The sequence below is a fragment of the Oceaniferula marina genome (genome assembly GCF_013391475.1).
GTDB classification, from domain to species: Bacteria; Verrucomicrobiota; Verrucomicrobiia; order Verrucomicrobiales; family Akkermansiaceae; genus Oceaniferula; species Oceaniferula marina.
Genome location: NZ_JACBAZ010000008.1, coordinates 184848 through 210327, shown reverse-complemented (window position 1 = coordinate 210327; position 25480 = coordinate 184848). Strand labels below are relative to the sequence as shown.

The 25480-nt window shown below is 53.4% G+C and carries 17 protein-coding genes; 8 read left to right on the top strand and 9 right to left on the bottom strand.

From position 1 onward, the window contains the following. Positions 1-3 precede the first annotated feature (3 nt). Positions 4-1242 (top strand): 2-oxo acid dehydrogenase subunit E2, encoded by a 1239-nt coding sequence (locus HW115_RS16450; RefSeq protein ID WP_178934040.1) that lies wholly within the window; start codon positions 4-6, stop codon positions 1240-1242. A gap of 6 nt (positions 1243-1248) precedes the next feature. Here the strand turns inward: HW115_RS16450 and HW115_RS16445 are convergent, their stop codons facing one another. Continuing rightward, positions 1249-2079 carry a hypothetical protein gene (locus HW115_RS16445; protein ID WP_178934039.1) on the bottom strand — a complete coding sequence of 277 codons (831 nt, stop codon included), beginning with the start codon at positions 2077-2079 and terminating at the stop codon, positions 1249-1251. A 105-nt stretch (positions 2080-2184) separates the two neighbouring features. On the opposite strand from HW115_RS16445, the gene HW115_RS16440 reads away from it, so the two are divergent. The 4 genes from HW115_RS16440 to HW115_RS16425 all read left to right on the top strand — a co-directional run bounded on the left by HW115_RS16440 (position 2185) and on the right by HW115_RS16425 (position 8262). Continuing rightward, complete coding sequence (locus HW115_RS16440; protein ID WP_178934038.1) at positions 2185-2574, top strand: BlaI/MecI/CopY family transcriptional regulator; 390 nt, start codon at positions 2185-2187, stop codon at positions 2572-2574. A gap of 19 nt (positions 2575-2593) precedes the next feature. Beyond that, positions 2594-3604 (top strand): M56 family metallopeptidase, encoded by a 1011-nt coding sequence (locus HW115_RS16435; protein ID WP_178934037.1) that lies wholly within the window; start codon positions 2594-2596, stop codon positions 3602-3604. 205 nt (positions 3605-3809) lie between these two features. Further along, the gene (locus tag HW115_RS16430) at positions 3810-7514 is read left to right on the top strand and encodes a hypothetical protein (RefSeq protein WP_227021593.1); all 3705 of its coding nucleotides are present in this window, start codon (positions 3810-3812) and stop codon (positions 7512-7514) included. Positions 7515-7530: 16 nt separating this feature from the next. Further along, positions 7531-8262 (top strand): hypothetical protein, encoded by a 732-nt coding sequence (locus tag HW115_RS16425; protein ID WP_178934035.1) that lies wholly within the window; start codon positions 7531-7533, stop codon positions 8260-8262. A gap of 53 nt (positions 8263-8315) precedes the next feature. On the opposite strand, the gene HW115_RS16420 is transcribed toward HW115_RS16425, so the two are convergent. From HW115_RS16420 to HW115_RS16395, 6 genes are all read right to left on the bottom strand, one after another. Continuing rightward, a complete protein-coding gene (locus tag HW115_RS16420) occupies positions 8316-10436 on the bottom strand; it encodes a transglutaminase-like domain-containing protein (protein WP_178934034.1) in 2121 nt (706 codons plus the stop codon). 18 nt (positions 10437-10454) lie between these two features. After that, entirely contained in the window at positions 10455-11840 is a 1386-nt protein-coding gene (locus HW115_RS16415) for a DUF58 domain-containing protein (protein WP_178934033.1), read from the bottom strand. Positions 11841-11843: 3 nt separating this feature from the next. Continuing rightward, positions 11844-12779 carry an AAA family ATPase gene (locus HW115_RS16410; RefSeq protein WP_178934032.1) on the bottom strand — a complete coding sequence of 312 codons (936 nt, stop codon included), beginning with the start codon at positions 12777-12779 and terminating at the stop codon, positions 11844-11846. 32 nt (positions 12780-12811) lie between these two features. Next, positions 12812-14869: a hypothetical protein gene (locus tag HW115_RS16405; protein WP_178934031.1), complete on the bottom strand. Its 2058-nt coding sequence runs from the start codon at positions 14867-14869 to the stop codon at positions 12812-12814. Between the two features lie 73 nt (positions 14870-14942). Beyond that, positions 14943-16547, bottom strand: coding sequence for a hypothetical protein (locus HW115_RS16400; protein WP_178934030.1), 1605 nt, complete (start codon positions 16545-16547; stop codon positions 14943-14945). 66 nt (positions 16548-16613) lie between these two features. Continuing rightward, on the bottom strand, positions 16614-19097 hold the full coding sequence (locus tag HW115_RS16395) for an Amuc_1098 family type IV pilus outer membrane protein (protein WP_178934029.1): 2484 nt from the start codon (positions 19095-19097) through the stop codon (positions 16614-16616). Positions 19098-19287: 190 nt separating this feature from the next. Here HW115_RS16395 and nuoB point away from each other — a divergent pair, with 190 nt between their 5' ends. The 3 genes from nuoB (at position 19288) to HW115_RS16380 (ending at position 21653) form a co-directional block, all read left to right on the top strand. After that, positions 19288-19890 (top strand): NADH-quinone oxidoreductase subunit NuoB, encoded by a 603-nt coding sequence (nuoB, locus tag HW115_RS16390; RefSeq protein ID WP_227021592.1) that lies wholly within the window; start codon positions 19288-19290, stop codon positions 19888-19890. 21 nt (positions 19891-19911) lie between these two features. Further along, positions 19912-20484: an NADH-quinone oxidoreductase subunit C gene (locus HW115_RS16385; protein ID WP_227021591.1), complete on the top strand. Its 573-nt coding sequence runs from the start codon at positions 19912-19914 to the stop codon at positions 20482-20484. A 203-nt stretch (positions 20485-20687) separates the two neighbouring features. Beyond that, positions 20688-21653: a glycosyltransferase family 9 protein gene (locus HW115_RS16380; protein ID WP_178934028.1), complete on the top strand. Its 966-nt coding sequence runs from the start codon at positions 20688-20690 to the stop codon at positions 21651-21653. 313 nt (positions 21654-21966) lie between these two features. Here the strand turns inward: HW115_RS16380 and metG are convergent, their stop codons facing one another. Next, complete coding sequence (gene metG / locus HW115_RS16375; protein WP_178934027.1) at positions 21967-23523, bottom strand: methionine--tRNA ligase; 1557 nt, start codon at positions 23521-23523, stop codon at positions 21967-21969. Positions 23524-23595: 72 nt separating this feature from the next. Beyond that, positions 23596-25401, bottom strand: a complete 1806-nt coding sequence (locus tag HW115_RS16370; protein ID WP_178934026.1) for a SurA N-terminal domain-containing protein — start codon at positions 25399-25401, stop codon at positions 23596-23598. Positions 25402-25480 lie beyond the last annotated feature (79 nt).

Sequence of the window (25480 nt, the reverse complement as noted above, 5' to 3'; positions counted from 1 at the left end):
ACTATGCCCAAGGTTCCTATTCTCATGCCCCAGCTGGGTGAATCCATTGCCGAAGCCACCATTCTTCGCCTTAATATCGCGGTCGGGGACCAGGTCGAACAGGATCAGGATCTCATCGAAGTGGAGACCAATAAAGCGGTGATGGATGTGCCATCGGTTTGTGCCGGTGATGTGCTCGAGATTTATGCCGTTGAAGGCGAAAGTTACGCAGTGGGGACCGTGCTGGGGGTGTTACAAGTCACGGAAGAGGAACTTGATCGAACCGGAGAACAGTGCATGGACGCCACCGAAGCGCAGCCGCTTCCCAAGAACGGTGATTCAAGTGAAGCCAATGAGGATGCCACCCTGCACTTCAAGACCGACGGCGGAGGGTATCATGAGCCGAAGCCTGTGGAGCCAAATGTCAAAGGGCTGCCCGTGCCGGCGGGCAAAGGAGGAGCGCATTATATTTCTCCCCGGATGCGTGCCCGAATGATGGAGCTTGGATTGCGGGCGGCTGATATTTCTGCCATTTCAGGGAGTGGCGGCGGCGGGCGTGTGACGGTGGAGGATTTGGAAAACTTTCTCGAGTATATCGAAACCTGGCCCCATACCAAAGCATCGCCGATGCGTTTGGCCGTGGCGGATGCCATGCGCCGTAGTTGGTCGCGCCCCTTGGCTACTGTGGCCCGGCCGCTGGTGATGGATAAAATTTTGGATCATCGCAGGGGGCAGGATCCCAAACCCGGCCCCGCATTGTATATTTTGAGGGCATTGGCATTGGCATTGGCCGAAAACCCGACAACAGCGGGCTATCTGATTGGTGAGAGCGTGGTGCACCCGCGTTCCTTTGATATTGGCGTGGCGGTTCAGGTCGAGGACGGTGTGTTGGTTCCCATTATCCGCAATGCGGATTCCAAGAGGTTGAAGGACCTAGTCGAAGAATACCACGAAATGGTCAGCTTGGCTCGAGCTCGGAAGTTACCGGAGGAAGCCACCCAGCACGGGATTGCCACTGTAACGAATTTTGGAACCTTTGGTTTGACCTGGGGGACTCCCATTCCTTTGCCAAATGAGACCTTGATTCTTGGTTTGAGTGCCGGGGTGAAGCGACCGGTTTGGAGCGAGCAGGCGGGAGCCTTTATTCCGGTGACCGAAGCTGAAATCGATCTGACCTTCGATCACCGGGTGGTGGATGGTGGTGGCGCAGGCATGCTCTTGAATAGGATTTCCGAGCTGCTGCAAAAGCCTGAAGATCTGTAGAAAAATCTATTGAGCTCTGCTGTAGGGGGCTTCGGCGAAGGGGGAAGCTCCATGCCTTTGCTTCACTGCGGCCCTCGACCACTTCCAAGGGTCGATGCCCTTTTCGGTGAATACCGCCATGCCGATCACGCCGACGTTGCGGGTGGTGCCGTGCCGCTGATTTGAGTAGGACGCATCCACCGAAGAAAATTTGAAAGCCGCGACCGCTGATTCGCTGGTTCGGAATCCGTCAACGACGAGGGTTTTACCCGGCTGAACAATATATCCGCGCTTTCGGTAGGCCGCCGCCTTGCCATCCATCACATCGAGCCCATCGACGCTGAGGACAATTTCCAAACGGGAGTGGCTGAGGTTTTTCACCACCAGCGAGTAGTTGCTGTTTTTGCGTCCGACCACATAGCGGCGAGGATTGTCACTGTATCGGGTATGGTAGTTTTTCAAGCTTCCCCACGAACCCTTGACTCCCCACTCGACCAGCCCGCCTGCCGCCTTTTGCATGCCCTTGCCACTGTATTTCCATGAATCAACCATGGCATTGACGCCCTCCTTGTCATTGTAATAAATCGCTGCGACTCCAGCAGGTTTCGAGGATGTCCGGTTGAAGCTAGTGTAGCCAATCTCCGATTCCAGCTCATCTCCCCAACCTGTGCCCAGACCTGGACGGCTGCGGGGGGCTTCAGAGGCGGCATAATTAGCACTTCCCGCCGCAGGTGCGGACTGGCTATCTGGAGGACTGACAACCGCAGGGTAGGGTGCGGTAGCACATGAATGCATCAAAACGATTCCGAGCAGGCTGAGACCGGAACTGATTATGGGGAACAAGGCTTTGTTTTTCATAGTGATGCTAAAAAAACAGCAATTGAGGTATGCTGTCAAGCTTGGATGCTAAATTTCCAGCATTTTTTAATTGCGGTATTTCCAGCATTGTGGAAGGTTGATTGTATGAATCGATTGGAGCAGGGGCAGATGTCGCGTCGTGAGAGACAGATCATGGATATTTTGTATCGTCTCGGCAAAGCGTCGGCGAAAGAGGTTCTGGAGAATTTGCCGGACCCTCCTTCGTATTCGGCGGTGCGGGCATTGATGGCGACGCTGGAGGGCAAGGGGATGGTGAAGCATAGCAAGGAATCCAGGCGGTATATCTACCAACCGGTGGTGGCCGAGACCAAGGCGAGGAAATCGGCGATTTCGAATTTGCTGAGTACTTTTTTTGAGGGAAAACCTGAGAAGTTGGTTGCTGCGTTGTTGGATTCGGAGGATATGAAGCTCGAGAAGGAAGAGGTTGTCAGGATCCGGGAGGCCTTGGGCGATGATGACCAGGCGGAGCGTTGATGAACCACTGATAAAAAAGATGATGTCGATCCTCCTGAGTAGTTTGATGATTTCCGTGCTTGCTGCCGCAGGTCTGTGGCTGATTGCCAGGAAAGACCCGGCGGGTTGGCCCTGGGTGACTGTATGGAGTCTTGGATTACTCTTGTTTTTGCCATTGTTGTCACTGTGTCCGAAGTGGCATATGCAGTCGCCCGTGATGGCGGATGCCGCTGATCGGGTTTCGTCAGGCGGGGGATTGGTTTCAGCATTACTGGTTTTGTGGGCTCTGGGAACAATGGTGATGATGTTCCGTTTGTTCTGGCGGCATCGGTGTTTGCGCCAGTGGTTAATGTGTTCGACTCCTGTTGATCGGGCGGAGGGCGATGGCTTATTCCTCCTTGAGGAATGTTGTCGGATGTTGGGGGTGAAACGGGTTCCTGAGCTGAGGATGAAAGAGGGGCTGTATTCGCCGGTGGTTGCCGGATACTGGAAGCCGGTGATTGTGATGCCCTATCATGCGGAAGCGTGGTCACCCGAAATGCGCAAGATGGCGATCCTTCACGAGCTGGGGCATATTCAGCGCTGGGATTTGTGGATGCGCTTGGCTGCCGAGCTTTGCTGTGCGCTGTATTGGTATAACCCTATAGTGTATTGGATGCGCTCCAGGTTGATGAGCCAGTGTGAATACGCCTGTGATGCGAGAGTGATTCGTGCAGGTGTGGATAAAAAACATTATATCGGTGCTTTGTGCGATGTCGCTGAAAGGATGCTCGAGTCGAGAGCCAGGGTTATTTCTGTTGGTGGCTTGGCGATGGCGGATCATGCCAGCTTGAAACGTCGGGTTGACCGGATGCTGGTGCAGGCCAGTAGTCAGGGGGGAGCGGCAGCGGCTCTGGTGGTATTGGTGACTTTTGTCAGTGCGCTGGCCTCAGCGTTGGTCGAGCCGGTGAATAGACCATCATGGGACGTGATTCCGGGGGTGGCATCACCGGCGGACGAGATGAGTGAAGTGGAGCTGCGCCATTCAGCCAATCCCTTCCCGGGAAATTGAAAGCGATCCTCTTTTTGACCGTGTCTGATCCCCTTTCTTGAGTGGGGGAAGGTGCAATGGCCGAGATGCTTGGTTAGTTTAAGTGGTTTGGTAACAAGTCCTCTCAATAGGGGGTGACCAAGTGGCCGTTGTGTATATATATAAAACGTATATCATTTGTATATATCATTTGATGGATCCAACAAATGGCATCATATTCAACACAATGAGACGTTATCATCAACTCACGACAGGGACCGGACGTGTCAATTTCTCGTATCGGCGGGGAAACAATCCTCCACCAAATCAATCCCGTGGATTTGCATTGGTGGCCACGATTTCGGTGATGGTTTTATTGGTGATGATAGCCTTGGCTATGTTGAGTTTATCAACGGTTGAGCTTCGGAGCTCGACAGCTGCCAAGGCCCAGGAAGAAGCCCGGGCCAATGCCCGGGTGGCCTTGATGATGGCCATTGGTGAACTCCAAAAATATGCAGGACCTGATCAGAGGGTCACCGCTGAAGCTGATATTCTGAGCTCAGCCGGTTTTTATAAAAACAACCGGAGTGAGGGGCGTAAGCATTATTTGGGTATTTATTCGACGGAAGAGTGGCATGAGAGGGATTCCAATGGTTTGCGCAAGGCTTGGAAAACGTATGACGAAACGCGCAACCGGGATGCCTTTATGCGATGGTTGGTTTCCGGTGATAGTGAAGATCGGAATTCCTTGGGCTTTGCCACGGAAACGGTGGCCGAGGATCAATCCATTGAATTGGTCGGTTCCGGCACTGTGGGGGAAAACAGTGCCTCTGACAGGATCAGGGTTCCCTATGATGCTGTCACTGATGCCCAAGGAAAGGTATCGGGTCGGATGGCTTGGTGGGTCGGTGACCAGGGGGTTAAGGCCCGATTGGATTTAGCCGACCTACGTCGGGACACATCCCAGAAGGAGTGGACGAACCGTCGGGAGCGGGTGAATCCGGTGCAGATGGGCATGGCCAGTGTCGAAGGTTTTGAAAACATTGGCATCGACCCCGAGAACGAGGAACAGCAGGAAGAACTGCAGCGGATCCTGAGCTATTCCCAAAGCGGATTTTTTAACGGAGGAGCTCTTGCTTTGGACACATTGAAAGAGCGTTACCATGATGTCACGACCTTGAGTCGCGGCGTGCTGGCTGATGTTGCCTTGGGTGGGTTGAAGCGAGACTTGTCTCTGCCTTTTGAATTGCCTAATCTAACTGCGGATTCAGGTTCTTCTGATTGGATTTATAATCTGAACGGAAGTGATGTGCCGCAGGAGCGGGAATCGGGTTTTGCCAAAATTCAGGAGTTCAATAACAGTGGGGACCAGCGCTCCCAATGGGTGTCACAGGAATATGACGGTACCGAGCGCTGGCCGAATGGGTTCCGTCCTGATTGGTGGGGTAAAAAAGTAGGTTATGTCTATTCCTATCCGGGAAATTCGGGCTCCGATGTTCAGGGTAATAAGCAGTATCTTCGTGGTGCTAACTGGGATATGTTGCGCAACCATTACCGGATGTACAAACGTGAGTATGAGCAGTTGGGATCCTCAGACCCCACTCGGCAGGGGGTGCGCAACCCGAGCGATGACAGAACCTGGTTGGTGAGGAGTTATGATCCGCCAAGTCCCCATACGGGATCAAAAGGTCAAACCCCGCTTACGTTGACCGCTGTTGGTGAATTTGGGCCAGGAGCGGCCAATGCCAGTCCCAGCAAGAGTTTGTTGGACCCCTATTACACCTATGGATTTGCAGCATCACGCGGCATCCGTCATTGGAATGACCGGGAAGTGTCTTCCCTTGGTCTGGTTCCGATTATGACCCGTCTGACATTGGTGATTGGCACCTATGGTGAAGATACCGATGACAATGGTGATATTGACCGGATGCAGTTTACCGTGGATGCCGTAGGAACGTTATGGAACCCCTACAATGTCCCGATCGAGGTGGAGTCTGTATTTTCGGACATTAAGTTGGAGGGCTTGGCCATGAATGCCAAACTTGAAGGTGAAGGTTGGGAGATCGACTTGCCATTCAATAGTTTGCGCCTTGGCGTGACCGAAGAGAAAGACCCGAATTACCCCTTTGCTTCATCGCCTCCCAGCCAGCTGATTCGTCTGGAGCCGGGAGAGTTGAGAACCTACTCGCTCAACTATCCTGAGCCGAAGGATTATTTTGCGGGGAGTGGTGGCAAGGTTCCGGGGTCGTTTGTTAATAACAATTGGACAGGTGGACTGTTTGGTCGCTATTCCCGGAGAACCGTCCCAGCTGGTAAGCAGGTTGAATTTGAATGCACCCCGAATACCAATACCGTGTGGTTGCAGAATTACATCGGTTATTTTCATACTGCCAAGGGGCAGTTTATGAACCCCTTCATGAGGGGGGATTTTCATGACCTTCCCCAATTCTCAGGAATGGTGGTGAAGGATGCATCGAGTATTGGAACTCCGATTAAGAAAAAAATTACCGTGCCTGAAGGTGCCGATAAAAAGATGGCATTGATGACCATCGATTTTAAATTGCGCTCATCCGGTGAGACCCTGAGCGGTAACAGCATCGCTCGGGAGTTTGACCCGCGTGCCATTGTCAATCACGTCAAGGCCGCAGGGCAGAGTGGCAAGGGGGATGTTCCGGCCAACTGGGATGTTTCAATTGAATCGATCAGCGATTATGACCAGGTTCAGATAGGGATTGGAAGTGGAGGCCGGAATAATGGCTTCTGGGGCCCCTCCCATGAGGGAGATGGGGAGACGCATGTGATTTACTATGAAATCCCGGATGCTCCTATTGCCTCGATTGGCGGTCTGCAACATGCGCAGACCTCTCCGGCTGCCTGGGACCAGCCTTATGCTATCGGTGGAAGCTCGGCTCCGCAAAAGCTAAATCGGAATCAAATTTTCAGAACTCAGACAGAGAGTGCAGGCTTTGAGAATGTGTATTACGACGACGCCTATCTTCTCAACAGCGCCTTGTGGGATCGCTATTATTTCACCGGGCTAACTTTCAGCGATACCAATGTGGATGAGTCGAACGCCTTGCCACTTGCTGAAGAAATCATGGCTGAGTTTCTTGACCCTCAAAAGGAAAACCCGCTGGGGAACCGACGCCTGAGTCTTTCCGGGGGGCAAAGCTCACCTCCGATTGAGGAGTTGACCCATTATCGTTGGATCGCCCGTCATTTGATGTTGGACGGTGCTTTCAATGTCAACTCCACCCGGGTGGAGGCATGGAAAGCATGGCTGAGCAGTTTGAAGGGGGCCGATGTGGATCGAGTGAACCCTGTGAATGGTCGTCTAACGAAGGATTCCAATTCAAACACACCCTTCTCACGCTCGGTGGTTGCCGGGGGGAAGGAAGGTGAGGACTGGCGCGGCTACAACACCTTGTCAGACAGCCAGATTCAAAAATTGGCTGAAAATATCGTAGAGGAAGTCAAAAAGCGGGGGCCGTTTCTATCGGTCGCCGATTTTGTCAACCGCAGGATCAGCTCTGACGAGACCGGCAAGGAAGGTGCACTTCAGGCCGCTCTTCGTGCTTCGTCGCTGAATCTAGGGTCCGGAGTGGAAGAAGGGATTCCGGGCACGATTCGTCAAGGTGATGTATTGGCTGGTTTAGGCGCTTCGATCGCAGCCCGTAGCGATACCTTTATCGTTCGCGCCTATGGTGATTCGTTGACTGCAACGGGTGAGGTGAGAGCCCGAGCCTGGTGTGAAGCCGTGTTGCAGCGTATTCCGACGCCTGTGGATGACAACGGGAAGTTGTTGGATATGCCGAACCCAGAGTTCCCAGGGAACAACCCGGGAGGCACAGATGCTTATGTGGAAAACGCCGAAGCTCCTCTCGCCGCCAAGGACTTTGGTCGTCAATTCCGCGTGATTTCTTTCCGCTGGCTTGCGAAGGATGAAGTTTAGATTATATATAGCCTCAATGAGAACCGTCATATCGCTTATCAAGGTGCTTTCCATATTGTTGGTGAGCTCGAGTATGCTTGAAGCCCAACAGAACAAGCAGGGAAGAAAAATTTCATTTGTTTGTGCAAGTTGGATCCCGATGGACGACGAGCTTTACTATCAGAAAACAGGGAGTTCGAGATCCAAGAAGCCTACGTATGAAGAAGTGAGTATGTCGGAAATGGTTCGATCGCTTCCCTATGAGGCCAGAGTTGAGGGGTCCCTTGGTTTTTACAAGCGCGTCGGGGATGAGGAATACCGCAAGGTTGCCCAGGTGAGGATCCCCACGGGTTGTAATCGTTTTCTATTGTTGTTTATGCCGAAAAAGGAAAACAACTATCAGATCAAAGTGATTCCCGATGATCGGAAGCGTTCACCTTTTGGCGCGTATAGCTTTTATAATTTCAGCCGTTTGCCGGTGAAGGGCTTGCTCGGAAATAAGCGATTCGATGTTGATGCAGGAAAACATAAGTTGGTTCAGCTCCAATTGAAAGCCGGGACTCCCTTGCCTTATGCCACTCAGGCCGAGGTTGATGGAAAACGTCAATGGCTGCAGCGCAATACGTTTCATTATAACCCTAAAAAACATTCCAAGTTTTTTATTTATCAAGTTCCCAGTGCGAACAACCGCTACAAGGTGAAGTGCAAGGCCATTGTGGAATTCCAGCAGGACAAACCCAAAGCAAAACCTGAGGTCAGTACTCCGTAGTTTGGCTTGCTCGGAGAGGGGGGGGCGTCTTTGGTTTTAGCCGGCTGAGCCGGTTAGTCGCTATGGTTTGATCGCTTGCGGTGCTTTTGACAGGACTTCAGCTGTCTCTGTAGTTGTTTACACAGGCTGTCGATCGCTTGGTCTTCGGGTGAACCGGAAGGAACATCCGGGCAGAAGCGGATGTGATTATGCGATTCACTCAGCTTGTTGATCAGTTCGGATTGTTCGGGTAGATGCTCGGTCAGTTGGGCGAGCCATTCCGGAAGAGGCATCCCTACAGGCCGCGGGCCGAGGATTTTGCCCAATTGGGGTTCGAGTCGGTTGAGCGGGGTTTGGGATACTCCGCTGGGTGGGTGATAGACCTTGGCTGTGTGAGATTGCCGGGGACGTCGCGATTTCCAGAGTCTCCATGCGATCCAGAGGGTGAGTACGGCGATCAGGCTAGCGATGATGGTTGAAACCTGGGAACGGTTACTCTCTTCGCTTCTCCAGAGAAGGAAGTCTTCACTGAGCATTTGCCACCAATCGGAAAGTTTGCGTTGCCACTGGTTTCTTTTTCCCTCTCCGAGGTGTTGCCAGCTGGGCGGCGTGAGGTCCAGATCTTGCCAGTGACCACCATGTGTGCTGTCGTTTGATGGAATCCAGACCCGGCACCAGGCGTGGGCATCCAGTCCCCGCATGAGCCATTCGTCTTGATCTTTTTCGTCTGCGGCGAAACCGATGCAGTAGCGTGTGGGAACTCCGGCCTCTCTGAGTAAGAGTGTTGTGGCTGTTGCAAAGTATTCGCAGTGTCCGGTGCGGGTTTCTTCGAGGAAGCGGGAGATGGCCGTTCGGCGGTTGCGTTTACTGAGTCCCGGGGTGTTGAGGTGGGTGCTGTAGGCAAATTCGGTGGTGAAAAAATGACGAAGGGCTTGAATTTTGAGAGCTGTGTTAGGTAGCTCCTTGAGCTTGAGCTCTTCACTTATTTTGCGGATCGACGCTTGTTCTTTTGCCGGGATGTCGAGGTCGGTTTTGTCTGGAGCTCGTTCGGTGGTCGAGTGTTTTCCTCGCCAGATTTGATATTGAATGACGTGGTATTCGGGGTTGGCGAGGCGGACGGTGCCGAGAGTATTGCAGTCGAGGTTGGATTCGGGTCCCAGTTTGGCGATGCCGCCGATGGCTTGGGTGAAGTGGGGCAGTGGTAGGGGGTTGTCGATCAGCCGGGGGTTGATTTCACCGATCATCGTGAGCTCGGCGGGTTCTTCAATGACGGGTAGCGGGGCGGATTCCTGATCTTTGAACACCCGGATGTCAGATTGGGGGAGAATGGTTTGTCCGAGGTAGCCCAGCTCATCGTGAGGAGCATTGGGGTCACGGTCAAGGTACTGATATTTCCAGACAGCGTTGGCGTAGCGGTTGTAGGTGGCCACCCTGACCAAGGGGGGCGGGGGACCCTGGTGGACGCGCATTCGCCAAAAAATGCGTGAGCTGAGCTTGAGGCGCCCGAGCCTTCCGATGCTGGTTCGGGATTCGTCTGCAGAGCTGTGATGGTTTTCATGGTCGGGGGCGCTGCTGCTCCGGTAGTAATCGCGTAGTTTGAACATCCCCCACTGGCCGGCCGATGTGAGCGCGATGATGCACCCGATGGAAACGGCCCATGCCCAGGGGCGGAACCCGGCTTTGCGAGCATTGAAGAAAAGCGCTATGGCGATCAGCAACGACATGCCGGCGAGGTGATGCCATTCGCTTCTGCTGCCCATGGCCGTAGCGAGTAGTGTTACGGCCAGGTAGGGGTAGCTCGTGTGGATCATGCGAGGTTCAACCTGGCGCCCCAGTCGCTCATCTTCTTGCATTTTCCTGCGGGCAAAAAAGGAAAAGGTATTCAGTGGTATTTTATTAGCGGTGCCAAAGCGCATGGCCAGTTCAATTGGCAGTAAGGCCAAGGGCGCCCAGATGAAGAGACTGTGGAGCTGGTTTGCCTTTGTCCCGTTAATCCATGAGAGAATCGCGATCAGGGTGGCGCACAGCACGGAGTAGTGCCAGGCCCTGACGTAGGTGGTAGGGCCGAACTCCCAGCGGGTTGTCAGCCAGGATTTGGATTCTAATAATAAGGCCGCGATGAGCCCGAGTACAGGGTGCCCGGTCATGCTGCCCCAGAAGAGCAGGGTGATACCGGATAACAGACGCGGAGGCATAGTCGGATGATTAAGTTGTTAGGTCGCGGGTGAGATCAGATCTTGCTGGATGTGTTGACTTCTCAGCCAGTGGACTGGCGTGACGGGAGGTGAGGATTGTTTGGCCTGGCGTATACTTTCTTCATCTTTGCAGATGCAGATGACCTTCAAGGAGATGCTTGCTTGTAGCAGGCGTTTCAGCATGGTGTTCCTGGCCTCTGACCAACCAGTGAAGATGCAGATGCACGCTGTGAGGTCTTCACGGTATCTGAGGATGAGTTTTTGTAGTTCGATGAAGTCTTCTCTGGGCTCGCAGCTGACGCCTGCCAGAACTTCCAGCATTTTGTCGATGCGTTCCTCGCCCCTTCCGGCGCTGAAGACATGGGCTTCATCCCGGATAAACATCAAGTCGAGTAGAGATTCCCGAGTGTCAATGGTTGCGGCAAAGGAGGCTGCTACCGAGACGGATTCTTCAAAGATATCAGCATCTTCAGCGGGGACAAAGGTGTCTAACACGAGTCCGTAGCGAGGAAAGAAAACTTCCTCGTATTCTTTGACGATAGGGTGTCCTGTTTTTGCCCAGCTCTTCCAGTGGATGTGGCGCAGAGGGTCCCCCGGGCGGTAGTCCCTGACGCTGGTGAAATCCCCTGATTGGCCGACGGCGCTGGAGGCTGTTTCTCCTCCAATTTGGAAGCGGGCACTTCCGGGTAGGCTGAATTGGGGTAAGCGGTAGCGTTTCGGTAGGACGATCAGTTGATCGTTGTTGGTATGGATTTTTCGAACCTGTTGGAATAAGCCCAAGGGGTCGGGCAGGGTGACACGCAAATCGTTGAGAGAGATGACGCCGCGTTGTTTGGGTGTAAGTGTGAGGGTGGTGCTGGTGTGAGCCCCCGGAGCCAGTGTTTGCAGAGGTGGTGAACTCTCGCTGCGGAACCGGGTCAGTGTGCGTTGCAGCCATTCCCAACGATAATAACAAAAAAAACGATCGAAGAGGTTCCGTTTTTGCTCCCCTGGTTCACGGGAGTGGGCGAAGAGGTCAAAGGATGGCCGGTTGTCTGGAGGTATTTCCAGAACCGATGAGCCTGTGAGTGAGAGCGCTCCGGTATTTTCAAGGTCGACACGGTACCGGAGTTCTTGTTGTGCCGTTGCGTGTTTAGGCAGATGGCGTGTGGCCTTGAGCTTGGCTCGCCGAATCAAAGCCCAGAAAGCGCTGAAGCCAAGTAAGGCAAAGAGGCTGGCCCTGATTTGGAACAAGGGGGCAAGGGAATACTGCGGGAGGAGTAGCAGCGAGGCCGGAATTAAGAGAACCAACAGAATGCCCCCTGGCCGGAAGCGATGCATCAGAAAGTGGGCGACCGCCGAATTCTGGTGATAAATACGGTAGAGAATTCGCTGAAGCCGGGGCGATGGTTGGCTCTGGCTCACGACTTAGACCGGGACGGGGGTGGATGCCAGAATGTCATCGACGACGGCTTTCCCTGTGAGTCCGTTGAACTTGGCTTCGGGGGCAAGAACCAGTCGGTGTGCAATGACGGCTGGAGCGATGCGTTGAATGGTTTCCGGGATGACATAATCCCTGCCTTCGAAGATGCTGAGGGCTTGAGCAACCTTCATGAGCGCCAGTGATGCTCGTGGGCTGGCTGCGAGCCTGACGTCTTCCACCTCACGAGTGGCGTTGCTGAGGGTGACAATATAGTGGCAGAGTTCGTCACTGATTTTTACGGAAGATACCGATTGTTGGAGCTTGAGGATCTCTTCGAGTGAGGTGACCGCTTCCAGTTGTTCCAGCGGGTGTCCTTCGTTCTGGCTTTGGAGGATTTGGACTTCTTCCTCCGGGGCGACGTATCCGAGTGAGCACTGCATCATAAAGCGGTCCATCTGGGCTTCAGGCAATGGGTAGGTTCCTCTGAACTCAACCGGGTTCTGGGTGGCGATGACAAAGAACAACCCTTCGAGTGGGTGGCATCGGCCTTCAATGGTTGCCTGGCGTTCGGCCATGGATTCAAGCAGCGCACTTTGGGTTCTCGGCGATGCCCGGTTGATTTCATCCGCGAGTAAGATATCCGTAAAGACAGGCCCCGGGTGAAATTGAAACGCACTCGTCTGCTGGTTGAGAATGGAAACGCCGAGAATGTCAGAAGGGAGCAAGTCCGGAGTGAATTGAATGCGGTTGAATTCCGCTCCTCTGATGGATTTTGAAATGGCTTTGGCCAGTGTGGTTTTCCCGGTTCCCGGGTTGTCTTCCAGCAAGACATGTCCTCCGGCGATCAAGCAGGCGAGGACGTTGCGGATGGTGTGGTCTTGTCCGCGAATAATTTGGGAGACGGATTGTTCGAGAGCGAGGGCCGAGGCTTGGGCTGACATGGATAGAGTAAGGGTGATGGGAAAACTCGGGCTTAATCTTTGATGGGCTCGTTGGTTTTGATGTCTTCAGTAGCGAGAGCACTGTGGCCATTGAATAGCGTTTGCACGTCAGATACGTCACCAACGGCTTCTTCAAGTTTTTTCCAATTCCGGTTGTTGAGCAATTTGCGGCCTTTGTTGGTCGCGTGTCTGAGGTCGATATCGAGCAGGATTTTTGGTCCTTGTTCCGTGGCGACAACCAAATACAGCGGGTAGTCGTAATGGTGTGATGTTTTCGACTCGGTGCGGATCGAGACGGCGGTCCAAGAACCGGCGGAGTTGACCCCGAGAACATGGTCATTGGCACTGTGGTCAGAAGCACCGCGCAATGCGTAGTTGAAGGTTTTCAACGTTTGGACGTTGCTGGTTCCCTTGAGGACGGCACAGAGGGAAAGGGCTTCGGTGGTATCGTTGGCCCGAAGCGTGGATCTGAAGCGCGTGAGTGTTTTTTTTGCTTCGTCGGCACTGATATTTTTTTTGTGTAGTGGGGGCGAGAGGGTGGTTACCCGGGCGAGCAGCGTTTTCGAATGTTTTTCCTGCTGTTCTTTTTCCAGTGCACGGAGTTGCGTCTCAAGTTTCTTTTTTTCGGCTTTGAGCTGATCGTTAGCGTACTCGTTGAGGGTTTCGTGAGGGATGAGGTGCCAATTTCCGGATTCCCGGATCAGCCAGACTTTGATTGTATGAAATTCGCCTGAACGGTTGGGTTTGGCGAATTGCAGCGGCAGTAGCGCGAGCGACTCGGATTGGATGAGGTCGAGGTCTCTGCGCGGGTTGGCTCTCACCCGGTGAAGTGACTTCCAGAGCTGGCTCAGTTGGTTCAGGTGTTGGGCCTGTTTTTGTGGGTTGTCAAAGAAGTCTCCATTGCGGGGTATGAGACGGAAGCAATTGAGGAAGTTCAGGCTGTCGAGGGCTTGGATGAAGTACTGGCTGACTTCTTCGGGATCCCCAGAGAAGGTTTTCGCCGGGTGATGTTTGTAGATGAGTTGGGGTAGTTTTCCAACGAGCTCTTCCTGGTCCCGTTGTTGGTTTCTCCACTGTTCCCTCCAGCGTTCTTCTTCTGGCAGAAGGGCTGATTTGAGCAAATTGGGTAGTTTGGTGAAGGTTTTTCCTTTTTGTTTTTCCGTGGGAAAATAGAGAATATGGCTGTGTTTCGAATCGAGAGGGTTCCAGAAGCCTACGACGACATCCTTGTTTTTTTGATCCGTTTTCAAGGTGTGGGTAATCACGGACGGGTGGGTGACGAGGGTCCACGCATTTGCGTCCTCCGAATGGTCGAGGCCGCGGGAAATGAGATCGGTGGTGGTGTCCAGAGGCTCGGGGAGTTGATTTGACCCCGCTCCCAGACTGGCGAGGACGCCAAGTAGATTTTTATTTTTCAGTTGTCGCAGAAGATTTTCAACGGCCTGATGGCTATCCAGCCGGTCGAGTCGGGCTGAATTCTCTTCTTCTTTGATGGAGTCCAGCAAATTGGCTTGGGCGTTTTGGCGGGCACTGGATTCTCGCTTCGTTTTTTCTTTGGCCATCCACATTTCCAGTTGCTGGACCGATTTCTGGACAGCCGGGTCGTAGCCGTAGCCGGTGTTGGTAAATCGGCTGGGGAGTGGTGACGCCAGCCATTGATTGTTTTTTTTGACTAAAGCAACGGCATGAATGCGGATGTTAAGGGGGCTGCGGGCGTTGTCAGATCGTAGCAGGATGGCTGCAAAATTGGCTTCAGTACGGGAGCCTTCATAGGAAAACACATCACCGTCTTGAAAGTGGGTGTTTTGAAGGAATTCAAGCTGTTCTCGAATCTCGTTGCGCCGTTTGATGCTACAATATGGCGAAAGGGCGGTGTCTTTTGAAATATCCAGAGTTCCCTTGGCCAGTTTGTCCAGATACCGCAATGCGATCGATGTTTCCGGTGTGGCTTTGGGCTCTGCAGAAGGCGTGTCCGCCCGGCTGTGGGGCGAGGACTGAAGCAGGAGGGCTCCCAGCATGATGCAGAGTCCCATCCGCAGCTCGGGGAATGTGTGAGCTTTGATGAATCGACTCTGGTTGGCGTGGAACATAACTATAATCAAGCAGCTTTATGGTAAATGACAACTACGGATACCTTAGGGCCGCCTGGTGCATTGACTGACATCAGCGCGGGTAGAGCTTGTCGAAATCCTTTTCAGAGGGCTCACCCTCTGGGGCAGGTTGTTTTTCCCCGTTTTCAGGTTTCTTTTTTTGTTGCTCGGGGACGAGGGCTTCAAGCAAGGCTTTGGTTTCACTGCGTGAGGATGCACCAAGGTATGGTTTCAACTGGCTGTGCAGGTTGTCACTCGGGGTGCGGATGTTTCCCGCCAGTTTGACATCAATGTGGTAAAATCCACTGTTGGGACCGGTAAACGGAGCCGGGACTTCCTCTTCAAAGTAGGATTCGGGGACGCCGAGTTTCAGCGTGCCACTCAGTGCGCCATCATGGTTCACCCGGATTGACCCTTCCATGGTGAGCAGGCTGCTATTGGCGAAGTCAATCTCACTGAGGGTGAGGCCTTGGGCCGTGCGCATCAAGACTCCGGTGGAGTTGAAGAAATTGACCCGGGCATACGCGGTTTCACCGGTTAGCTTTTTCAAATCCTTGAACATGGGAAGCCCGGACATGAAAAGTTCGGTTGCATTGAACGGTAGGTTGAAGCTCAGTGCTTCTTCAGGTGCTTTGTTGTAGTCGTAAGAGAAACTACCTGACCGGCTTTGAATATTGCCTTGAATCAGGCGCCCCATTTCTTTGCCCAGCAGTTCTTCCATCGGGAAGTTTTTGGCAGAGACATCAAGACTGGCCGCTGTCCGGGTATTGTTTGGTAGGCTGCCTTTGAGCGTGATTTCCCCCTGATTAGAAGATTCGGACACCAAGCGGGCTTCGATATCGGCACTTTTTGATTTGAGGGTCAGGACCCCAGAGGCCAATTGCATTTGGGGCCAGTCGGGGATCTTCAGTGTGCCGTTGCTGAAGACAATTTGTTTTTGCTCATTGGCGAGTTCCCGCAGGGAGACTTCGATGTCGGCAATTTGTGGTGCCTTGCGCTGGTCTCCAAAGCTTAGCGAGAGCTGGTTACATCGGTAGGCTTCGAACTCGTAGGGGGGCGATGCGGTTGCCTCGTTGGGTTCGCTTGACGGCTGGGGGACTTGCAGGTGGAGCGTCCCTGTACTGGCAACGATTTCTTCGCCGATCCAGTTTTTTGAAAAGAAACTGGTCGCTTTGATATCAGCACGCAGGTTGTTGAAGCTGGCGTTTTGGATGAAGGAGTGTTTATCCCAATGGATGTCGACCTTATTTGCCTTGGCTGAGACCGGTGTGACTCTGAGTTGGGTAAGCTCTGCGCTTTGTGATCCTGAGAGCGAACAGATCATGGATTCTGTGTCGGCTTTGAACGTCCTGCCGTTGTACTTCACGATGATGAAGATGCTGGCAACGATTAACAGGACGAAACCAATGCCAAAACAACCAAGTAAAATCCATTTGAGGCGGGGGTCCGTCTGGCTTTGTTTTTTGGGTTGCTTGCTGCGGCGTTTGCGGCGGCGGACTTTGATGGCCTGGGTTCCGTCTTCACGCGTGACGAGCTCTCCTTCGGACTTCCGTTTTTCCTTTGATTCGGAGTGACGTTTTTTGCGGTTGCCGCGTTTTAGGCGGGCCATCATTTCGTCAACGGAGACAGACTCGTTGCTTGGATTGGATTGGTTGGATTTATCAGGGATGGGTGCCATGGAAACCTTCGCTGGTTGTACACTTTGCAGTAGAGCTGCGTTCAGGGGAGGGGGTATCGCGTGCCTTTAGCGATTTCTCCAGATCTGGCCGCTTGGGTCAATTAACTCAGCCTGGACGGTGATGATCACCGCTTCATTGAATGACTGCTCTGCATCAGAGCGGAACAGGCGACCGGCAAAGGGGATGTCTCCCAATAAGGGAACCTTGTCTTCGATTTTGGTTTTTCGGCTGGTCATTACGCCACCCAGGACCACCGTGGCCCCATCCTGGATGGTGACATTCTGGTCCTTGAGGCGGGTTGCCTTGAACACGGGCATCAAGATACGGTTTTCAGTTAGGACACCAAACTGGCCGCCACTATTCGAAACCATGTTATTGATGTCGATCAAGGTTGTCGATCCTGCTGATCCACTGATCGGAGATCCATAGTTGACGAAACCTTCGAACTCAACCAGCTCAGGGCGGAGTGATAGCTCGATGAATTTTTTGTTCGGTCCAACCGTGGGTTCTACTTCCAAGGTGACCCCGACGTTGCGTGTTTCAAAAGCTGTCGGGTGTGCCGGTGTGATTGGAGTTGCCGGGTTAGATACTCCGATGGTTCCGGTGGTGAGATCCAGAACCGCGTCGCCTCCACCAACAGTGTTGGGTAGCTCAGGTGGTTCATATTCCGTGGGGTAAATGAACTCGCGAATGACTTCGATTTTTGACCGCTCACCACTTCGGGCGATGGTCGCCGGCTTTTGCATGACGTCGGCGCCTGTTTTTTGATCGAGACCGCGCATCATCATTTGGACTTGGACGCCACTGTAGACCCCGGTCAGGGTCAGGATGCCGGGAGCGCGGACATCAGAACCCGTAAAGGCTGAGGTGCTGCCAGCCCGGATCAGGCCCTCGATCGAGTCGCTGTCCAGACCTGTGTCTCCGCTTCGGGTTCCAGAGGTGATCGGACTGCCAAATCCGGAGAATGGTGAGAGTGGCATGTCGGCCAATGGGGTGCCGTTGCCCACGGTGCCACCTCCGAGAAAGAGATGGCTGGTGAGATCAATCGGAGTAATCAGCCAGTCAAAATTCAAGGCTTTGAGTTGTTTCTCCGAAATACGCATGATGGTGGTGCGCACGATGACCTGAACGGGTTCTTCATCGGTCAGGTTGGAGACGAGTTGATCCACGATGTCGAGATTCGACGGCGTATTGCGCACAACCAGGCTGTTGCTGCTTGCGCTGTAGTTGGCGCTGGCTCCGTCGGGGAAGCTGATGCCGCTCTTCTGAAGGAATTCTACGATGTTGACATTTTTCGGGGTAAGTCCGCTTGAGCTGCTTGGTTCACTATCGAAGATGCTTGTGGAGTCTTCCTCTTGTTTTGTGCTGGCTGATGTGAGGAAATTTGGGGGCACCCGGAAGGTTCTGGAGACCAAGGCCTCATCGGTGCTACCGAGGGGGGTAATGAGGATGGCTGCACCGTCGCTGCGCCACTGGGTGTGCGTTTGGTCGGTGATGTAGTCGAGAACTTTGGATAGTGGAAGAGCCCTAGCTTTGAGATCGACCCGGCTGGATCGGACCATTTTGGCTGTTTCCGAGCCATCTTCCCCGAGGTTCAGGACAATGTTGATGCCGGTTTTTTCTCCGGTAATTGATGGGGCATCGCCGAGTCGGCTTTGCACGCGGACAAAATCCAGAGCCTCGTCGATGGATGCATTATCCAGATCAATGACTTCCACCGTGATGCCTGCCAGTTTTTCGCGTAAGCTGATGCCGACTCTGCCAGCGGGATCGGCATCAAGGCCCAGGGCGCTCGGGATGATGACTTCAGCAGGAACAGGAAGCTCCCAGTTGGCATCCACTTCGCCGAGCATGACGGAGCGGGTGTGGTCGTAAGCCGCGCGATAGTAATCGGATTTCGTGGCTTCCACTTTTTCCATGCCGCGTCTGGCTGCTTTGTTAAAGGGGTCGATACGCAAGACATTGCGGTACATGGCCAAGGCCCGGTCATACTGGCCAAGGTTGTAGTAACCTTCGGCTTCCCTGAGCGAGAGACCTACTTTTTGAACATCCTGAACGTGTTCCGGCGTCAGGGTGTGGTTGTAACGGATCGGGTCGTCGATCTGTTTGCGTAATTTGATGGCTCCGAGGTGGGCTGGGGCCACGGTGGGGGCGAGAACCTGATCGAGTAATTGCTTGGCGCTCTCGTAGTCGCCGCCCTTGGCAAGTGCCCGGCTGCGCTCAGTGGCTGCCGTTGCGTATCGATCTGCCGCGGCTGCGTGGATTTCCTGGGTGATCGACCCAATGGGCAGTAGAGCGAATGCCTGCGAGTAGTGTTGCACCGCCTTGGCGTAGTCTTTGCTGTTGTAGGCAGTATCACCTTGATGGAGAAGCTCCTGGGCTTTGCGGGTATTGTTGACCCGGCGCTGCAATTCTTTTTGGACCAAGGACTCCTGAGCCTTGGCGATTGGGGTATAAGTAGGCACGACCAGGCCCATGGCACAGGCCATTCCCAAGCTCGTCAATTGCCTCCCCCATTGCTTATGATGCGCAATATTTAACTTTTCCATAGGTGTAGTGACTGGCTTATAGACTGCTTCTGGCTCGGGAGTAAGCGTAAAATTCAAAAAAATGCAGTGTTTTACAGGGGCTTCACATTGTTATGGCACATAGAAAATTAGAGAGTTCCGTGCAAAAATGACTTGTGATGGGCTGGAGTCTGGCTAGATTGCGCGCACCGGAGAGTATCCGGTTCCCGATATGGTTATTTCCTCCGACAACACCTCAGGCACACCCTCTTCAGCCTCGGATTCGCTGGAGTCCGCTCAGACGACTTTGGCGCATGCCGCATATGACTCTAAAATTGAGGGTAACGTTATTTTTACTCGCGTGGATGCCGCGATCAACTGGATGCGGAAAAATTCACTGTGGCCGATGCCCATGGGCTTGGCGTGTTGTGCGATTGAATTGATGGCGACGGCGTCATCTCGTTTTGATATTTCTCGTTTTGGGGCCGAAGTGATGCGTTTTTCACCTCGTCAGAGTGACGTGATGATTGTGGCTGGCACTGTGACGTATAAGATGTCGCTTGCGGTGAAGCGGGTTTGGGATCAGATGCCGGACCCGAAGTGGTGTATTGCCATGGGGGCCTGTGCTTCCAGCGGTGGTATGTTCCGCAGCTATTCAGTTTTGCAGGGGATTGACCGCCTGATCCCGGTGGATGTGTATATTTCCGGTTGTCCTCCTCGTCCTGAAGCGTTGATTGAAGGGTTGATGAAACTGCAGGATAAGATCGACCAGGAAGAGTCACTCAAAGCATTGAAGGTGGACTCCAGTGAAGTGGGTGAGGCGTCCAAAGGCTAAAACAAACAACAAATTTGACTGATGATGACGGCAGAGCAGGCAGCTGAAAAGGTTTTGGGATCGTTTGATCGGGTGACTCATTTGGAGTTCCGAGGTGAGCATACAGTGACGGTTCCTTTGGAGAATTTGAGGGAGGTCATGGAGTATTGCAAGGGGGAGTTGGATTTGGATTTTTTATTGGATGTCTCCAGTGTCGATCACATGGGAGATGATCCACGGTTTGAAGTTGTTTATGAGTTGGCCAAGGTGGACGATTCGGTTCATCTGAGGGTGAAAGCCGCCGTTAGCGAGCAGCAGGCTGAGGCAGAAGCCGTACCGACCGTTTCGGATTTATGGGCTACGGCCAATTGGCATGAGCGTGAGGTTTACGATATGATGGGGATTCGGTTTGGCAATCACCCTGACATGCGGCGGATTTTGATGTGGGAGGGGTATCCTTACCACCCGCTTCGCAAGGAGTTTCCTCTGGCTGGTAAGCCGACGGAACTGCCTGATGTGGCATCGACGGATGCCGCCCCGATGGCGGACGGCCCATTTGTCGCAACTTGTGGTGCGGATTCTCGAATCAAGTCTGAGCCCCGCTCCAGAGCTTAGACGCAAGGTGTTTTTTTATTCGGGAGGCCTCAGTGATGAGCGCTTGATTTGGCGTTTTGCCGGTCTTCCCCTGTGTCGTGTGATCTCCAGTGAAATGGTCTTAGGGTGATTTTGGCTGGTGTCTTGAGGGTGCTTTTTGAGATGGGGGAAGATTGCACAAAATTATTCTGTCGTTTTGCTTTGGGAATAGCATAGCCTCCGACATGTCAACGCTTCCCGATGCGGCCCCCATCCCTGAAGAGCCTGCCCGTCACCTCAAAGGAGGAGTGTTGTTGGTGGTTGCTCCTGTAGATTTGGCAGAAGCCTTTTTTTCGGTTCCAGCGGTTCGTGCCTTGAAGCATTTCCGGCCGATGGGCAGTATCACGGTCCTTTGTGTGGAGTCTCAGCGGGAGATGTGGGATGCCATGCCTGAAGTGGATGCGGTGGTGGACTATCCGCTTGGGAGTTCAGCGAGGAAATTGCATGCTTTGATTAAAGGGGGGGAGTCGACGCATTCGTTTTTTGACTCGGCTGTTTTATGGGAGCCAGGGGCTGCGGCTTTGGCTGTGATGCGGGCTCGTGTCCTGCAGCGCTTCGGATATCCGGCCAAGGGGTTGGTGAAATGTTTGACCGATCCCGTGGAGCGGGTGACGGATCCTGGGCCGATCGAACACCGGGTCAGGTATTACCTGGGATTGGTACAGGAGCTTGGTGCTGATGCCTTTGTTCGACAAAATTTTCAAACCATTCCTCTGCCTGAGAAACCCAGGTCTATACGTATTGCTGTTGCGGTGGAGTCTGAATATGGATCGGCCTACCAATGGCCTGAAGCAAAGTTGGAAACTTTGAAGCATGCAATGGAGGAAAAATACGGGGCTGTGCAATGGGTGGCGATCCGCAAAGGTGAACCATTGATCCCTCAGCTTCAATCCTGCACGGCCTTGTTAGCGAGTGATGGGGAAGTGGCACATTGGGCATCCTTTGTCGGTTTGCCAGCCGTGGTTGTGTTTGGTCCCGGCGAGCCTGATTGGAAACGGCCGTTGGGTAAGCAAAGCTTGGTCGTTCGGGAACATGTGGCTTGTAGCCCGTGTTACTTGGCCGAATGTCCCATGGATCATCGGTGTATGGATGGCGCCAGCGTGGAGCGTGTGATGGCGGCGTTGGAATCCGCGATGGCAGAGCGATCGTAGGCGCCGCATGAGCGCCTGTATTTGATGGTATGAGTGGAGTTTCACTAGCAGCACATAAGCTGCCGACCGATGAAAATCGGTCTTGCTCATTATCAATTTCTGCTAGGCCTTATACCACTCCGCAAAACAGACGAGACGATTGATCGTTGTTGAGGTATGTGGAAAAGCACTGCGTGATCCATGAGAGTTCCGGATGAATGACTCCTTTGGCTTTGTTTCTCCTTAGTCATGGTGCCCGCACCATTCCTTCGTCGCGCCTGACCAAAGAACTCATTCATCTCGGCTATCGTCCCATCTGTTTTACTACTTGGTATTATTCCTCGATTTGGATCCGGGGGAAAACCGGTTTGGGTTTGCCGATTTCGTGACCGTCAGGGATGAGCCCCCATTGGAGTTCGGGGATGGTGGTTTCACTCAGGCCGGGCATCCGGAGTTGGTTTTGGATTTTGGTGCAGGCTCCCGGGGTGACGGGAGAGAGCAGCACGCTGATGTGGGCGCAGCTTTCGATCATGTGATAGAGCACCGAAGCCAGTTTTTCTTTTTGATCGTCGTCTTTAGCCAGTTCCCACGGGCGGTTCCGTTCGGCGAAGCCGTTGCAGAAGCTGACGTGGGCGTTCAACGCACGTAAAGCCGCTGCGGTGTCGTATTTGGCCATTGCCTTTTGGTAGGCGTTGGTCGCATCGCTGAGTGACTGACGCAGGGCGCTGGCATCTTCATCGTCCGAGGTGGAGACTTGCATGGTTCCTCCGAGGAAGCGTTTGCTCATGTTGAGTGCGCGGTTGCAGAGGTTGCCGAGGTCGTTGGCCAGCTCGGTATTGTAGAGCATGACGAGTCGGTCGGCATCGAAATCGGCATCTTTACCGGTGGTGATGTCACGCACCAGGTAGTAGCGCAGGGTTTCGGGACCGAACTGCTCAGCGAGAGCATCGGGGTCGATGACGTTACCAATCGATTTGGACATTTTTTCTCCCTTGATATTCCACCATCCATGGACGAGCAGGGAGGGCATTTGTTCGTCGGAGAACCCGATGGCGTGCAGCATGGCTGGCCAATAAATCGAGTGGGATGGCACGAGAATGTCTTTTCCCAGCACGTGGATGTTGGCTGGCCAGAGCGAATCGAAGTCTGGGAGGCCGCTGTCATCATCGGCGAGGTAGCCAGCGAAGGAAATGTAATTGATCAGAGCATCGAACCAAACGTAGGTGACGTAATCGGTATCGAAGGGAAGTTCGATTCCCCAGCGGAGGCGTTCTTTCGGGCGTGAGATGCAGAGGTCGGTGTCGGCCGCCCGGTCGATTGCGTTGAGGACCTCGGGGGTGCGGAAGCCGGGGATGACAAAGTCATCGTGGGATTCGACGTAAGAGCGTAACCAGTCGGCGTGCTCGCTGAGTTTGAAGTAGTAGTTTTCCTCGTCCCGTTCTTCGACTTCTCCCCATTCGGGTCCGAAGTTGCCATGTTCGTCACGCTCTTTGTCGGTCAGGAATTGTTCCTGTCGGACGGAGTAGAATCCTTTGTATTGTTTTTTGTAGATCTGTCCCTCGTCATGGAGTCGGGTCAGAATGTTTTGCACACAGGCTTTGTGGCGCGGGTCGACCGTTTCGGCCCAGCCATCGTAATCAACGCCGAGTTTCTCCCAGAGTTTGATGAATTTTTTTGTGTTACGTTGGGCGAAGGTCGCGGGGTTGACGCCTTCTTTTTCGGCCGTCTGCTGGACCTTTTGCCCATGTTGGTCCACACCGGTGAGGTAGTAGGCCTCTTCACCAGCCAGTCGGCGGTAACGGGTGATGACATCGGCGAGAACCTTTTCGTAGGCGTGGCCAATGTGGGGGGCTCCGTTGGTGTAATCGATTGCGGTGGTGATGTAAAACATGGCAGAGTCTGGGCCGTGTGAGTGGGGGATGAGATTTCTCGAAGGTTGCTCGTTCAGAAGCGTCGGGTGAGGTTATTGTTGCTCGGTGGCAGGTCCCTTGACTTCGGCTTTGGCATACTGGTGGTGCATCCAGTTGAGGTAGGTTCTGATCATGAAGTCAGCTTTGCCTCCCTGTACGGCGCGGTCGAGTTGCAGTTTGTTTTGTTCGGTGTCTTCGAGTTCACGTTTATCGACGTAGAAGAAGATGGCGCGGTCGTTGAAGAGACGCTTAAAGCGCTGGGCTTGCTGTGGGTTTGCGAACTGGGTGTCGGAGTCAATGGTTTCCGAGACCTCACCGGGATTGAGCCCCTGGGCCACTTCATGCAGATACTGGTAGGCCAGTTCATCCTTGGGAGGGGTGCCTGAGAGTGAGAACGGGCCAACCTGAACAGGAGTCAGGCCTTTTTCTTTGGCTGATTCGTCAAAGGATTTTCCGGACTTCATCAGTTCAACGATGGCGTTGCGCTGATCCTTGGCAGCTTGCTTGACTTTTTTGGTGGCGTTTTCACCGATCAGATTTGCGCGGGCCTTGTTGCGGGCCGTTTCGTAGGTCAGTAGGACCGGCTCGACGACTTTTTTGAGAACAAAGATGACGTGGGCGGATTCTCCAACGGGAAGAGGATCCGAGACGTGGTCATAGTTGTTGTCGGATTTCCTCATGCTGAAGATGACTTCCTCGATGGGCATGTTTTTGTTTGAGCGTCCACGAAGGGTGAGTCCCTTGAGCTCCTTGGGGAGGGTAGAGCGGGTGAAGAGCTCGGTTTCAACCACGGAATGCTCACGCTTTGCCATCAGGGCTTTGAAATCCAGCGGGCGTTTGGCGGACTCGCTGTCGAGGATGTCCTGGTGGGACTCCTTGATTTCTTTGGCCAGGTCACGGCTAGCGATCCGGAGTTGTTCAGCCTTTTCGGCCTTTTCTTTGGCTTCGGCTTCTTTTTTGGTTTTGTCAGCCTCTTTCTCGGCCTCGGTCATCTTGGACTCATCCTTTGGCTCTTCTGGTTTTTCCTCGGGTTTGTCTTCCTTGGTTGCCTCTTTGACCTCATCGGAAAGGTCGATCATGATGTAGGAAATTTGACGTTGCTCGTCGGTTTTATAGGCGTCCTGATGAGACTCCCAGTAGGCTTTGATTTCTTCCTCGCTCGGGTTTTCCTTTTCGACAAAGTCGTCGCGATTGAAGGTGATTTTTGCCAGCGTGACGGTTTGGTTCTGGGCTTCGAACTGGTCTTGGGCAGCTGAGCGCAGCGGAGTGAGTCCACCACCGACGATGGCAACGAGTTTATTCAGGCAGAGGCTTTCACGAATGATGCTGCGCATGTCTTTCTCTGTCATGCCGAGGCGTCCGAGACGTTTATCAACGAACTGAGCGTAGGCGGTTTCGTTGTAATTGCCTTCACGGGTGGTGAAGATGGGGGACGTTTTGAGTGCGTCACTTACTTCGTCTTCATCGGCATGGATCCCCATGTCATTCATGGCGTGTTGCAGAATGACGCGGTTGGCGATGAAACGGTTTAGATCCTGGTTGCCGAGGTTGCGTTGTGAGATGGTGTAGTAGTTCATGCCATACATGCCGAGTTGCATGGCTTGTTGCAGCGCCTCGGCATCCGGTGCCATCAGAAGGTTGATGTAGTTGTGCAGACCCATTTCGTTGGCCAGTTGCAAGGTGGTTCCTCCCATTCGCTGATAGTCGTTGTGGTTATAGGATTCGCCATAGACCTCGAGCATGGTCGGGCCGCTTCCTCCACCGCCACCACTGGAACCTCCGATGTCGTTCATGGTGAAGAGGAATCCAGCTCCAAGCAGGACGAAGACGACGGCCATCAGGCCGGTGTATTTGCGCATATTTTCGATCATAGCAAAAAAAATGGAATGGTCAGGGGTGCCTGAAAATGAACAGGCAGGCGCGGGAACTTAGGGAGAG